11 protein-coding genes are annotated in these 14,060 nt (G+C 68.0%); 10 read left to right on the top strand and 1 reads right to left on the bottom strand.

Features of this window, described 5'->3' with window-relative positions; all coding sequences use genetic code 11:
- The first annotated feature begins 47 nt into the window (after positions 1-47).
- Complete coding sequence (gene pafA, locus SK803_RS35310; protein WP_319970530.1) at positions 48-1,406, top strand: Pup--protein ligase; 1,359 nt, start codon at positions 48-50, stop codon at positions 1,404-1,406.
- Here the strand turns inward: pafA and SK803_RS35305 are convergent.
- Positions 1,403-5,632 carry a wHTH domain-containing protein gene (locus SK803_RS35305; RefSeq protein ID WP_319970529.1) on the bottom strand — a complete coding sequence of 1,410 codons (4,230 nt, stop codon included), beginning with the start codon at positions 5,630-5,632 and terminating at the stop codon, positions 1,403-1,405. The genes pafA and SK803_RS35305 overlap by 4 nt on opposite strands.
- An 85-nt stretch (positions 5,633-5,717) precedes the next feature.
- On the opposite strand from SK803_RS35305, the gene SK803_RS35300 reads away from it, so the two are divergent.
- The 9 genes from SK803_RS35300 (at position 5,718) to htpG (ending at position 13,989) form a co-directional block, all read left to right on the top strand.
- On the top strand, positions 5,718-6,731 hold the full coding sequence (locus SK803_RS35300; RefSeq protein WP_319970528.1) for a WD40/YVTN/BNR-like repeat-containing protein: 1,014 nt from the start codon (positions 5,718-5,720) through the stop codon (positions 6,729-6,731).
- Positions 6,732-6,740: 9 nt separating this feature from the next.
- Complete coding sequence (locus SK803_RS35295) at positions 6,741-7,586, top strand: alpha/beta fold hydrolase (protein ID WP_319970527.1); 846 nt, start codon at positions 6,741-6,743, stop codon at positions 7,584-7,586.
- Between the two features lie 60 nt (positions 7,587-7,646).
- Positions 7,647-8,612, top strand: a complete 966-nt coding sequence (locus SK803_RS35290; RefSeq protein ID WP_319970526.1) for a helix-turn-helix transcriptional regulator — start codon at positions 7,647-7,649, stop codon at positions 8,610-8,612.
- A 34-nt stretch (positions 8,613-8,646) separates the two neighbouring features.
- Entirely contained in the window at positions 8,647-9,633 is a 987-nt protein-coding gene (locus SK803_RS35285; RefSeq protein ID WP_319970525.1) for a helix-turn-helix transcriptional regulator, read from the top strand.
- A gap of 18 nt (positions 9,634-9,651) precedes the next feature.
- Positions 9,652-9,924 carry a bacteriophage holin gene (locus SK803_RS35280; protein ID WP_319970524.1) on the top strand — a complete coding sequence of 91 codons (273 nt, stop codon included), beginning with the start codon at positions 9,652-9,654 and terminating at the stop codon, positions 9,922-9,924.
- Positions 9,917-10,210 carry a Sec-independent protein translocase subunit TatA gene (tatA, locus tag SK803_RS35275; RefSeq protein WP_319970523.1) on the top strand — a complete coding sequence of 98 codons (294 nt, stop codon included), beginning with the start codon at positions 9,917-9,919 and terminating at the stop codon, positions 10,208-10,210. Before SK803_RS35280 ends, tatA begins: the two co-directional genes overlap by 8 nt.
- A 115-nt stretch (positions 10,211-10,325) precedes the next feature.
- Positions 10,326-11,234 carry a twin-arginine translocase subunit TatC gene (tatC, locus tag SK803_RS35270; protein ID WP_319970547.1) on the top strand — a complete coding sequence of 303 codons (909 nt, stop codon included), beginning with the start codon at positions 10,326-10,328 and terminating at the stop codon, positions 11,232-11,234.
- Positions 11,231-12,091, top strand: a complete 861-nt coding sequence (locus tag SK803_RS35265; protein WP_319970522.1) for a diacylglycerol/lipid kinase family protein — start codon at positions 11,231-11,233, stop codon at positions 12,089-12,091. The genes tatC and SK803_RS35265 overlap by 4 nt, the downstream gene beginning before the upstream one ends.
- A 44-nt stretch (positions 12,092-12,135) precedes the next feature.
- Entirely contained in the window at positions 12,136-13,989 is a 1,854-nt protein-coding gene (htpG, locus tag SK803_RS35260; protein ID WP_319970521.1) for a molecular chaperone HtpG, read from the top strand.
- Positions 13,990-14,060 lie beyond the last annotated feature (71 nt).

The following is a 14,060-nucleotide window of genomic DNA, read 5'->3' as shown; positions in this document are numbered from 1 at the left end:
CCGAACGGATCACCCTGCTCCGCCTGCGAGTCGCCTACTGTTGAGGCATGCAGCGGCGGATCTTCGGCATTGAGACAGAATTCGGGGTGACCTGCACCTTCCACGGGCAGCGTCGTCTGTCCCCGGACGAGGTCGCGCGGTACTTGTTCCGCCGCGTCGTCTCGTGGGGACGTTCTTCCAACGTGTTCTTGCGCAACGGCTCCCGGCTCTACCTCGACGTCGGCTCGCACCCGGAGTACGCCACGGCCGAGTGCGACGACCTGGCCCAGCTCGTCACGCACGACAAGGCGGGCGAGCGGATCCTCGAGGACCTCCTGGTCGACGCCGAGCGCAGGCTCGCCGACGAGGGCATCGGCGGGGACATCTTCCTGTTCAAGAACAACACCGACTCGGCGGGCAACTCCTACGGCTGCCACGAGAACTACCTGGTCGCACGGGCCGGCGAGTTCTCGCGCATCGCGGACGTGCTGCTGCCGTTCCTGGTCACCCGCCAGCTGATCTGCGGCGCCGGCAAGGTGCTGCAGACCCCGCGCGGCGCCGTGTACTGCCTCTCGCAGCGCGCAGAGCACATCTGGGAGGGCGTGTCGTCCGCGACCACCCGGTCCCGCCCGATCATCAACACCCGCGACGAGCCGCACGCCGACGCCGAGCGCTACCGGCGCCTGCACGTCATCGTCGGCGACTCGAACATGTCCGAGGTGACCACGCTGCTCAAGGTGGGCAGCGCGAACCTCGTGCTGGAGATGATCGAGCAGGGCGTCCAGTTCCGCGACTTCTCCCTGGACAACCCGATCCGCGCCATCCGCGAGATCTCCCACGACCTGACCGGCCGCCGCACGGTGCGCCTGGCCGGCGGCAAGGAAGCGTCCGCGCTCGACATCCAGCGCGAGTACTTCGAGAAGGCCGTCGAGCACACGGCCAAGCGCTCGCCGGACCCGATGGCGGAGCGCGTCCTCGAACTGTGGGGCCGCACGCTGGACGCCGTGGAGTCCCAGGACCTCACGAAGATCGACCGCGAGATCGACTGGGCCATCAAGAACCGCCTGATGGAGCGGTACATGGCCAAGCACAACATGGACCTGTCCAACCCGCGCATCGCCCAGCTCGACCTCGCCTACCACGACATCCGCCGCGGCCGCGGCGTGTTCGACCTGCTGCAGCGCAAGGGCCAGGTCGAGCGGGTGACCGACGACGGCGAGATTGAGGCCGCCAAGGACACCCCGCCGCAGACCACGCGGGCCAAGCTGCGCGGTGACTTCATCGCCGCCGCGCAGGCCGCCGGTCGCGACTTCACCGTCGACTGGGTGCACCTGAAGCTGAACGACCAGGCGCAGCGGACCGTGCTGTGCAAGGACCCGTTCCGGGCGGTGGACGAGCGCGTCGAAAGGCTCATCTCGTCGCTTTAGTCGAGTGCGAAGCCGAGCTTTCGCACGCGCTCGAGCACCTCGCCAGGTGATGTCCGCGTCCGGAACGCCGCGGACATCACCTGACCACGAGGAAACTTCGAGTCGACGCTCCTGAACGGTTCGCGAACGCCGGGCGAGTTGCTCAGCAATGCGAGATCGATCTTGTCGACCGAGATGGGCAGGTCAACGGCGTCCTGGACCGGAATGCCGAGTGCGGTCAAGCGACGGGCGGCTTCGGCTGGTGCCAGCCCGGTTCGCTCCGCGCAGATGAGCAGGTGCAACCGGTCAGCCGGAGTGCTCTTGCCGAGCCACAGGAATTCGGCCGGCCGGGAGATCTGCCAGCTGCCGAGATCGACCGCCCTGCCGAGCAGTCTTCCGTCGAGCGGATCGACAGCGGAGGGAAGCTCCGCTGTCTCGCTGCGAAGCCCCAACGCCTTCAGCCGTGCGGCCACCTCTTCCGGGGGACGGCCGAGCAAGCTCGCCGCGGCGAGCACATGACCGAGCGGTAGCACGACGCCGGTTCGCCTCAAGGCCGGATGGTCGTCCGTCAGCCAGGGGGGCCTTTTGTCGAGGGCGCTGCTGAGCAGCACCAGGTCGTCGGGCCCTGCGTCGAGGTCGGGCACGCCCTCCGGTGGTGTGGTGAAGCCGAACAGGTCGAGCCTGCGTGCGACGTCGCGCGGCGACCTGCGGGTTCTGGCCGCCGCGATCATGATGTGCTGGAAGGACACTTCCGCACCCGCGGACAGCCAAACGTTGCGGGGGTCGCTGTAGCCATGCCCCTTGTCGGATCCGATCGCGGTGCTCACCAGTACGAGGTCGTCTTCTTCCACCTCGTCAGGTATCAGGTCTAGCGGCGGCGGCGTGTAGCCGAGTTCGACGAGCCGCCGCCCGACCTGGCTCGGCGGCTGCCCGGTCTTCAAAGCCGCTGACAACACATGACCCATCGCGACCACGTCCTGGACGTGCAACCCGTCGGACCGAAGTCCGTCGAGCGTCTGCACCTTGGTCAGGACCAGGTCGGACTGAGTGATCTGGTCGGGTGTCACATCGCCAGGGGGCACCTCGAACCCCAGTTCGGCGAGGCGCGCGGCGACCTCCGCAGGTGACCGGTCCGACTTGATCGCGGCGAGCGTGATGTGCAGCGATGGAACTGGACTTTCCACGTAGAGGCGCGCTGGCCACTTGGTGTGCGCGGTGAGGACGAACTCGTCGCCACCATCGCTCTGGTCCGGCAGTTCTCCCAGGTCCGGGACGCGGTACCCGAGTTCGGCGAGGCGGCCTGCCACTTCGGCGGGTGTCCGGTTGGTGCGGGCGGCGGCGATCAGGACGTACGGGACCGGAACCGGCTCCTCGATCCGCAACACGCGAGGCGGCCGATCTGCCTGGATCAGCGCTCGATCGGCCGGGTACATCTCAGAGGGCAGTTGCGCCGGGGCCAGAACGCTGTAGCCGAGCTCGGTCAGTCGCTCCGCCGCGGCACGAGGGGAGAAGCCTGCGTTGATCGCTGCCAGGAGCACGTGCTGGTGCGAGACCCGCACATGTGGACTCAGCCACGGCGGCTTGCCCGGCTGGAGCAAGCCGAGCAGCTGGAGATCTGCGGCTCTGGCGTGCGAGGGCAGTTCCACTGGCACCGTGTAGCCGAGCGCTGTGAGCCGTGCGGCGACCTCGGCCGGTGAGCGTTGCGCCCGGAGCGCCGCCGAGATCAGGTGTCCGGTGTCCACTGACGCGGTGTCGGGCAACCAGTCGCGAAGGGACTCCGAGCTCGGGATGGAGCCGCTCGTGAGGAGGATCTGGTCCGACGGACGTGCCGGGATCACCGATCTCGCCGCGTTCGGTGATCCAGGCCGCGGATTCGCCTGGAGCCAGGCCTCAAGCCTCCAGGCCCCGATGTGGTCGCTCCACGTCGGAGGAATCACTCCGCCGCCCAAGAGCACGTATTCGTCGAACGGGAAGCACCCGACGACCTCGATCGGCATCTCGCTGCCGGCGACCAGCCAGGGCTGGTACCTGGCGTCGACAGCGTGTTCGCAGATCTCGTCGGCGAGCCGTGGCATGTCATCGGCGAGAGCGGACAGCCACCGGTGCGACAGCGGTGAACGCTCGGCCTCCAGCAGTGCCGGGATGGCGGCCCGCATCAGCTCCTCCACCCGCGCGTGGTCGATGTCGATGATCGACTTGCGGTCGATGGTGAGCCTGGGCATGTCGTGACGCGCGAGGTTGACGACCGCGCCGAAGAGGCCCGTACCTGCCCAGATGCCGTCAGCGAGGACGGCTCCGTTCGTGTTGCACCACCACACCTTGCCGTCGCGCGTGGGCACGACCCGGCTGGCCGTTCTGCGAGCGTCGTCCGCCAGCGCGTCCGAACCGACAGGCGCCATCGTGGACAGCTGGTGAGGATCCCAGGTCTGCCGCCCGCTCATGTCGTCCGAGGTGACCTCGTAGTCGCTGAGCCAGAGGATGCGCCGCAGCAGTTCCGTGCAGTGCAGAGGAGTGTCCGTCTGCCGCAGCCACAGCCGCACCACCGTGCCCGCCTCGACGCCCTCACCGAGGTCGCGCACGCGGAACAGTGCGCCAGGACCGGCTATGTGCACTTCGAGTCGGCGGCCTGGGTTGCCCTCGCGGTCGAGCCGGCAGGTCGTCACGGTGATCTCGTCCGCCAGCATGAAGTAGCTCAGCACGCCGATGCCGAAGCGGCTGTTGGGGAACGACTCGATGCCCTCCTCGGCCCAGTCGGCCTGTTCTTCGACGTACTCCGGCATGTCGGCGAACCTGACTCCCGCGCGGGAGAACACGTCGACCAGCTCGCGATCGCCCATACCGATGCCGTTGTCGGCGCACTCGACGAACTTGCGTCCATGATCGTCGGCACCCTGTCGGAAGCTGATGCGGCCGCTCCACGACGACGGTGTGCCAATTGTCTTCGTCAGATAGGCCGTTCTGGCGTCCCGATAGCGACAGGCATCGAGCGCGTTCTGGTACAGCTCGCGGATCGCGAGCTCTGGAGTCCCGTACAGCTGCTCACCCATGAGCAGCTCCTGGATCCGGTCTTCCGCCAGCCTGAACCGGTGTCCCAGCGCGGAGGGCGGTAGACCGTGCTCCGCACCCGCCGCCAGCACCACGCCGTCCGCCGCGGCGTGCACCGGCATGGCCTTGAGGGGCGCGAGCCAGACCGATTCCTCCTCCACGACTTCCACGATCTCGGTGAGCACCGAGTCCACCATCGCGGCCTGAGCACGCAACGCCAGCGCGGTCGCGGGATGACCGCAGCTGGTGCACAACGTGAGAGTCCGGTTTCCGTTCCACTCCACCGCCATGATCGACGCGAGCGCCTCCTCTGGAACCAGTCCGTCGCGGATGCCGACGTGGTTGACGACCACACGAGACAACATGGTCGGATCGATCGCCGTGCGGTGCGCGAAGACCAGCAGATAGCCGATGAGCTGCTCGCGGACGGTCTGCTGCCGTGCGGTGCCGCCCGCGACGCGTACCACGGGCTTGAGCTTCGTGGTGCGGTCGGCACGGCGCAGGAACGCGGAGTCGATCTGCACGACTCGCAGCAGCTCCATGAGCCGTGCGGGGCTGAACACGGAGTTCAGCGGCGATGGCAGCTCGGCCGGGAGCAACGCGGCGATGTTGTCCGTGTGGTAGCAGTCTGAGCGCTGCACGAGCCATCGGTGGAACAGCCACCACCCGATGCCAGCGGCGGCGTCGGTGTTGCCCGCCCGCGCGCCCCTGCGGTGCAGGGTGCCGTGCTCGGCGGCGAACGAGCTGAAGTCCGTCGTTCCTTCGGCCTTGCGGAACGCTCCGACCGCCGGATCCAGTCCATGCCGCAACACCTTCTCGGCTTCTTGCGCCCAGAACGCCTGGTGCAGGTGGGGGAACGCGACCAGCAGCGCCACCTCGGCCGCGGTCAGCTCGAGCTCCTCACCCGGTAGAACCAGGTCGATCACCCACCTAACCCTCTCCGCGAAGCGCTCAGCGAACGTGCGGTCGAACCACGGGTCCTCGTCGAGCAGCGGACGAACCTTCTCCCAGCCAGCTGCCAGTTGCTGCACGATCGCGGCGGTGGAGTTCCGCGCCTCCTCCGTCCGCTGGGCGGGCTTGAGACGGTCCCACCCTTCGTGCTCGATCGCGCCTTGTGACCACGGATGGGGCTTCGTCATGTCAGCGAACGACCTGTCCGGCTGGCTGGCGCTGATGGGCGGCTCCTGGTCGCTGTCGGGCATGAGGAGATCTTCGTCCGCGACGACCGGTCGAGCCGACCGCCGATCGGGGCTAGGAAGCGGTCGTCGGCTCTACGAGAGTGTCCGCATGAGGATCATTGCGGCGGCACTCGCTGCTTTTCTGGTTCTACCCGGCGTGGCTTCCGCCTCGGCCGACTCCTACTGGGAGCTCAAACCGACCGGCACCGACGCGCGCCTCAGAGGCCTGTCCGCCGTGTCCGGGCACGTCGCGTGGGTCAGCGGCTCGAAGGGCACCGTTCTGCGCACCACGAACGGCGGCAGGTCGTGGGACTCGGTCGGGCCGCCCGGCACGGAGGCGTTGGAGTTCCGCGACATCGAGGCGTTCGACGCGCGCAACGCGGTGGCGTTGTCGATCGGGGAGGGCGAGTCGTCGCGGATCTACCGCACGTCGGACGGCGGTAAGAGTTGGCAGGAGTCGTTCCGCAACACCGATCCGAAGGCGTTCTACGACTGTGTGGCGTTCTTCGACAGGTTTCGCGGGCTGGCGTTGAGTGATCCTGTCGACGGCAAGTTCCGGGTGCTCAGGACGTGGGACGGCGGTCGGTCGTGGCACGTCAACGACACGAAGGGCATGCCGGACGCGTTGCCGGGTGAGTTCGCGTTCGCCGCGAGTGGGCAGTGTGTGACTACCAGTGGCAACCACGCGTGGATCGCGACCGGCGGCGGCGCGAAGGCACGGGTGTTGGAGTCGCGGGATGGTGGGCGGTCGTGGAAGGCGTCGGACACGCCGTTGCCGAGTGGGGAGGCGGCTGGGGTGTTCGCGGTGGCGTTCAAGACGCCGTGGCGGGGTGTGGCGATCGGTGGTGACTACCTGAAGCCGACTGATCCGACGCCGGCGTTCGCCACCAACGACGGGCGCGGGTGGAAGGCAGGGAAGCAGGCGCCGGTCGGGTACCGGTCCGGGATCGCCTATCGGGGCAACGGGCTGGTCGCGGTCGGACCGTCGGGTACGGACACCAGCAAGGACGGCAAGTCCTGGAAGGTCGCGGACACGGGAAGTTTCGACACTGTGGACTGCGTTGGTAACACCTGCTGGGCCGCCGGCGAAAAGGGACGTGTCGGCCGCGCTGCGCAGGGGTAGCCGGTACGAGTGTTCGAAGGATTCTCGTTGCGTCGCAGGGACGTCGGCGAGGCCGTGTTGCGAGTGAGGACCGGTGGTGCAGGGCCGCCGGTCCTCCTCCTGCATGGCCATCCTCGTACTCACACGACGTGGCACCGCGTTGCGCCGTTGCTCGCCACGGACCACACGGTTGTGTGTCCGGATCTGCGCGGTTATGGCGAGTCCAGCAAGCCCGGTGACTACTCGAAACGGGCCATGGCTCGCGACTTCGTGCGGCTGATGAGCGATCTCGGGCACGAGCGGTTCGCGGTCGTCGGGCACGACCGGGGTGCGGCCGCGGCGATTCGGCTGGCGCTCGACCATCCGGGCAGGGTCACCAAGCTCGCCGTGCTGGACGGGCTGCCGATCGGGGCGCATCTGCAACGGTGCGACGCGCGGTTCGCGCAGTCCTGGTACCACTGGTTCTTCCTGGCGCAGCAGGAGCTCGCGGCCGCGATGATCAACCAGGACCCGGATCTCTTCTACGGCGGGCGCTACCACGACACGCCGCTCGCGATGGGCGTGGAGAACTGGGCCGACTTCCAGCGCGCCATCCACGACTCCGCGACCGTGCTCGCGATGTGCGGCGACTACCGGGCGGGGCTGGAGGTCGACCGGCATCATGACGACGAGGACCGGCGCGCGAAGAAGAAGATCGCGTGTCGTGTGCTGGCGTTGTGGGCGGCCAAGGACGACCTCGGCGAGTTGTATGAAAATCTCGCGGACGTGTGGGCCGAATGGGCCGATGACGTGCAGGTACGTGCCATCGACTGTGGACACCACATGGCCGAGGAAGCGCCGGTGGAGCTGGTCAGGGAGTTGCGCACGTTGCTCTGAACGGACCGTTCACAACAGGTGATGTCAGGCTTTCCAAGCGCACAGGGTTAGGGTTTGTCCGTGGCCATCGCACGCGCCGAACGCCTCGTCAACCTGGTGCTGTGCCTGCTGTCGACCCGTCAGTACCTGACAGCGGAGCGCATCCGCGCCATCGTCCCGGGCTATCACGAAGCGCCGACGGACGAGGCGTTCTTCCGCATGTTCGAAAGGGACAAGTCCGAGCTGCGGGATCTCGGCGTACCGCTGGAGACCGGCCGGCAGTCCAACGCGGAGGGCGCGGAGGACGGGTACCGCATCGCGCGGCGCGACTACGAGCTCGGTGACATCGACCTCGAACCCGACGAGGCCGCCGCGGTGGCGCTCGCCGCGCGGCTCTGGGACTCGCCGCAGCTCACGGGTGCCGTGCACGGGGCGTTGATCAAGCTCAGGGCCGCAGGGGTGGACGTCGACCAGGACGCTCCGGCCGCCGTGGAACCCAAGGTGCGCGCCAACGAACCCGCGTTCCCGCCGCTGCTGCAGGCCGTGCAGGCGGGGCAGGTCGTCGCGTTCGACTACCGCAAGCCGCCGCCGGGCGGGCAGAAGCAACGCACGGTCGAACCGTGGGGCGTCGTCGCCTGGCGCGGCAAGTGGTACCTCGTCGGCTGGGACCAGGAGCGCGAGGACACCCGCTGCTTCCGGCTCTCCAGGGTCGTGGGCGCCGTCAAGCCCGTTGGCAAGCCCGGCGCGTTCAAGGTGCCTGAGGGCATCGACCTGATGAGCCTCATCGCGCGCACCGAGGTGGATCCGCACCACACCGCGCCCGCCAAGATCTGGGTGGCCAAGGAGCGCGCGCAGGGGCTGCGCAGGCACGCGAAGGTCGTCGAGGAACGCGACGGCGGCGACGTCGTGGAGATCGACCTGAAGTTCCCCGACTCGGCGGCCAAGTGGCTGGCCGGGTTCGGGCCCGACGTCGTGGTGCTGGAGCCCGAGGTGCTGGCCAAATCGGTGCGGGACCGTCTTTTGGGTGCCTTGGAAGGAGCGCGGTGACGGGTGCACTTCGGTTTGTGAAGGGAACTGTGCGGTGACCGCCTCCAACGAACGGCTGCCGCGGCTGCTCGCACTCGTGCCGTACCTGCTCAACCGGCCCGCCATCACGGTCAAGGAGGCCGCGGCCGACTTCGGCATCACGCCCAAGCAGCTGCGCAAGGATCTCGAGCTGCTGTGGATGTGCGGCCTGCCCGGCTACGGTCCTGGCGACCTGATCGACCTGTCGTTCGAGGGCGAGACGATCACCGTCTCGTTCGACGCGGGCATGAACCGGCCGCTGCGCCTCACCGCGGCCGAGGCCGCGTCGCTGTTGGTCGCCCTCAGAGCGTTGGCGGACACGCCCGGTGTGGTCGACACGGACGCCGTGCAGCGCGCGCTGGCCAAGATCGAGTCGGCAGCCAGAATCAATATGGCTGGCAAGGCGCAGCCCGCGGGCATGGTGGTCGGGCTCGGCGCGTTCGAGCGCGGGGAGACCGCGGAGATCCGGGCCGCCGTGCAGGACGCCGTGAAGCGCGAACGGGCCGTGCGCATCCGCTACTACTCGCAGTCGCACGACGCGATGAGCGACCGTGTGGTCGACCCGATGCGCCTGCTGCTCCTGGAGGGGCGCGGGTACCTCGAAGCGTGGTGCCGCTCGGCGCTCGGCGTGCGGTTGTTCCGGCTCGACCGCATCGACGAGGTGCAGGTTCTCGACGAGCCGTCGTCGCCTCCGCCGCACGCTCAATTGACCGATACATCGGAGGGGTTGTTCCAACCGCGGGATGACCAGAAGATCGCCGTGCTGCTTCTCGAGCCGGACGCGCACTGGGTCGCGGAGTACTACCCGGTCGACCACGCGGCGGAGCTGTCGGACGGCCGCACGCGTGTCCTCATGCGCTACGACGACTCGTCCTGGATGGTCCGCCTGCTCCTCGGGCTGGGCGGGGACGTGCACGTAGAGCAGCCGGCGGAGCTCGCCGACGAGGTCGTCCGGCAGGCGCGGGAGGCGTTGCGCCGGGCAGATCACCTGCTGTCCACCTAGGACGTATAACGTGTGTTCGTGCCGTCTACACCGACCTTGGCGCTGATCGCGCTCGGCCTGATCGTGCTGGTCGTCATCACGATCCGAGTCATCCGATCCTTGCGTCGATTCGCCCGCACCCGCACTCTGGTGGGGGACAGGGTCGGCGACCGCGTCGGACTGCTGAAGGCGCGGACCGCCGCGCTCAAGGTGGCCCTCGCGCGGCGACGGCCTTCGGAACAGGCCCGCACCAGGGCAAACCCCGCGTACGATCGACGTCGCGGGGCAGACAGGAGGACCAGCAATGCCTAACCTCGGACCCACCGAGCTGATCATCATCGCTGTGGTGATCATCCTGCTGTTCGGTGCGAAGAAGCTTCCTGACATGGCCCGGTCGCTCGGCCGGTCGGCGAAGATCTTCAAGGCCGAGACGAAGGGCCTGCGCGACCCGAACACGACGGACGACGAGCCCGTCGCGCAGCAGCCCGTCCAGCAGCCGGTTCAGCAGCTCCCGCCGGCCCAGCCGCCGGTGCCGCAGCAGCCGCAGGTCGCGCCTCCCATCGAGCAGACCACGCAGAACAAGGCCGCCAACAACTAACTGACCTTCTGGTCGCAGACTTGTAAGGACGGTCAGCGAGGTGGCAAGTCCGTTCCGGTGGTTGGCCGAGCGCCGGGAACGCGGCAGGCGCCGTCGGGGTAACGCCGACGGCACGATGTCGCTCAAAGAGCACCTCTACGAGCTGCGGTACCGCCTCGGCATGGCGATGCTGGTCATCGCCGTCGGTGCCATCTTCGGCTTCATCTGGTTCCAGGTGCGGCTCGGCCCGATCCCGTCGCTGGGCGACATCCTGACGGGGCCGTACTGCCAGGACGACCTGGCGCCGTACCGGGCCGACATCACCAAGGACGGCCGCTGCGCTCTGCTGCAGACCGAGCCGTTCGAGATCTTCCTCGTGCAGCTGCAGGTCGGCACGGCGGCGGGCGCGGTGCTGCTCAGCCCGCTGTGGCTGTACCAGATCTGGGCGTTCATCACGCCAGGGCTGTACACGAAGGAACGCAACTTCGCGCGGGTGTTCGTCGGCGCGGGCGCGCTGCTGTTCGTGGCCGGCGCGGTGCTCGCCTACCTGGTGGTGCCCGAGGGCCTGAAGGTGCTGCTCGGCTTCGGCAGCGGCAACTGGACCACGGCGCTCACCGGCAGCAAGTACATCAACTTCGTCATCACGATGCTGTTCATCTTCGGCGTGAGCTTCCTGATACCGCTGGTCGTGGTGATGCTCAACCGGGCGGGCGTGATCTCGTACGCGCGGCTGGCGAAGTGGCGGCGCGGCCTGCTGATGGGCCTGTTCGTGTTCGCCGCGATCGCGACGCCGGGCACCGACCCCGTCTCGATGGTCGTGCTGGCGATCGCGTTGTCGCTGCTGTTCGAGATGGCGATCCAGATCGCGCGGATCCACGACAAGCGCAAGGCGAAGCTGCGTGCCGCCGAGGGCTGGGACGCGCTCGACGACAACGAGGCCGCGCCGTTCGACTACACGGCGTCGGACGCGGACGGTGACATGCCTGGTGAGAAGACCATCGCTTCGGAACCCGCGAAGCGCGTGAACTACGACGACGCCACGTGACGCGGGCGGCTTTACTGGTCTGCCCCGCGTCGGGCAAGGGCAGGGCGGCCCGGATGGCCGGGTCGACGGCCGCGGCGTTGCGTCCGCACGTCTCGTCGTTGACGCAGCTCGTGGCGCACGACGCCGCCGGAACGCTGAAGATGGCTCGTGAGGCCGTCGCCGACGGGATCGACCTGCTGGTCGTGCTCGGCGGCGACGGGGCCGCTCACCTGGGCGTTCAGGCCTGCGCGGGCACGTCGACGGTGCTGGGCATCGTCCCGGCGGGTACCGGTAACGACCTGGCGGCCGCGATCGGGTCCCGGTCGGTCGAGGACGTCGTGCACGGCTCCCGCAAGACGCTGGACCTGGGGCGGTTGTCGACGGGGCAGTGGTTCGCGACGGTGCTGTGCGCCGGGTTCGACTCCGCGGTGAACGAGCGGGCGAACGCGATGCGCTGGCCCGCCGGTCCACGCCGCTACGACCTCGCGATCGTGGCGGAGCTGGCGTCGTTGAAGTCGGCACCGCTGCTGGTCACGACGGAGACCGAGACGTTCTCGCTGGACGCGACTCTGGTGGCCGTGGGGAACACGCCGAACTACGGCGGTGGCATCCCGGTGTGCCCCGAGGCCGACGCCAACGACGGGCTGTTCGACGTCACGGTCGTGGAGCACGGGAGCCGTTCGATGCTGATGCGGATGCTTCCGACGTTGCGCACGGGCAAGCACACGGAGCATCCGGCCGTACGGACGTTCCGCGCGCGTGAGGTGTCGTTGTCCGGTGGCAACGGCTGGATCGCGTACGCCGACGGCGAACGCCAGGAGGCGTTGCCCGTCTCAGTTCGCACGGTCCCAGGCGCTCTCACAGTCGTGGGTCGCTAAGTTCTACGGCTGTTGGTTCGGTTTTCGGTTTTCGGTGGGGATTCATGGAAACGCTTGAGTTTCAGTCCGAGGCGCGTCAGCTGCTGCAGCTGATGATCCACTCGATCTACTCGAACAAGGACACGTTCCTGCGCGAGCTGGTCTCCAACGCCTCCGACGCGCTGGACAAGCTGCGGCTGGAGTCGTTCCGCGACAAGGACATGCAGGTCGACGTCGACGACCTGCACATCGTGATCGAGTCCGATCCCGCGGAGCACACGCTGACGGTGCGGGACAACGGCATCGGCATGACGCGCGAGGACGTCGTGCGGCTGATCGGCACGATCGCGAAGTCCGGTACCGCGGAGTTCCTGAAGCAGCTCAAGGAACAGCAGTCAGGTGGTACCGCGGCGACGTCGGACCTGATCGGCCAGTTCGGCATCGGCTTCTACTCGTCGTTCATGGTGGCGGACAAGGTCACGCTGGTGACGAAGTACCCGCACGCCGAGAAGGGTGTCCGCTGGGAGTCGTCGGGCGAGAGCACGTACACGATCGACGACGTCGAGGACGCGCCGCAGGGCACCTCGGTCACGTTGCACCTCAAGCCGTCCGACGACGAGGACAGGCTGCCGGACTACACCGAGCCGGCGAAGATCCGCGAGATCGTCAAGCGCTACTCGGACTTCATCACCTGGCCAGTGCGGCTGGGCGGCGAGGAGATCAACTCCCGCAAGGCGTTGTGGGCGCGCCCGGCCTCCGAGGTGACGGAGGAGGAGTACGCCGAGTTCTACCGGCACATCAGCCACGACTGGAACGCGCCGCTCGAGACCATCCGCATGCAGGCGGAGGGCACGTTCGAGTACCAGGCGCTGCTGTTCCTGCCGGCCCAGGCGCCGCTGGACCTGTTCATGCGGGACGCCAAGCGTGGTGTGCAGCTCTACGTGAAGCGCGTCTTCATCATGGACGACTGCGCCGAGCTGATGCCGGAGTACCTGCGCTTCGTGAAGGGCGTCGTCGACGCGGCGGACCTCTCGCTGAACGTCTCGCGCGAGATCCTGCAGCAGGACCGCCAGATCCAGCTGATGCGCCGCCGCCTGGTGAAGAAGGTGCTGTCCTCCATCAAGTCGCTGCAGTCGTCGCGTCCCGAGGACTACGCCAAGCTGTGGGGCGAGGTCGGCCCGGCGCTGAAGGAGGGTCTGCTCTCCGATCACGACAACCGCGACGCGATCCTCGAGGTCTGCTCGTTCGCCTCGACGCACTCGACGGAGTCGTTGACGACGCTCGCCGAGTACGTGGGCCGGATGAAGGACGGCCAGGAGCACATCTACTTCATGACCGGCGACTCGCGGCTGGCCGTCGAGAACTCGCCGCACATGGAAGCGTTGCGCGCCAAGGGCTTCGAGGTTCTCATCCTGACCGACCCGATCGACGAGATGTGGGTCGACTCGGTTCCCGCGTTCGACGGCAAGCCGCTCCAGTCCGTGGCCAAGGGGCAGGTGGACCTGGAGACGGACGAGGAGAAGTCGGCAGCCGCGGCCAAGGCCGAGGAGTTCGCCGACCTGCTCTCGTGGATGGGCTCCTCTCTTGAGGAGAACGTCAAGGAGGTGCGGCTGTCGACGCGTCTCACGACCTCGCCGGCGTGCGTGGTGGGCGACGCGCACGACATCACTCCGACGCTGGAGAAGATGTACAAGGCGATGGGGCAGGAGCTGCCGAAGATCAAACGGATCCTGGAGCTCAACCCGTCGCACCCGCTCGTCGAGGGCCTGCACAAGGCGTTCGCGGACGGTGAACGGGAGTCGCTCGCGGACACCGCCGAGCTGGTCTACGGGCTGGCGCTGCTGGCGGAGGGTGGCGAGCTCGCCGACCCGTCGCGGTTCGTGAAACTCGTGGCGGACCGGGTGCAGCGCACGTTCTAGCCTGCCGCTTCAACCGCACGCGGGGAGCTTTCGTGCGCTCATGACGCACGAAAGGGCCCCGCGTGCGGGAG

It is taken from the genome of Lentzea miocenica (assembly GCF_033949945.1).
GTDB lineage: Bacteria > Actinomycetota > Actinomycetes > Mycobacteriales > Pseudonocardiaceae > Lentzea > Lentzea miocenica.
The sequence above is the reverse complement of the archived record's forward strand: the minus strand, read 5'-3'. Positions and strand labels throughout refer to the sequence as shown.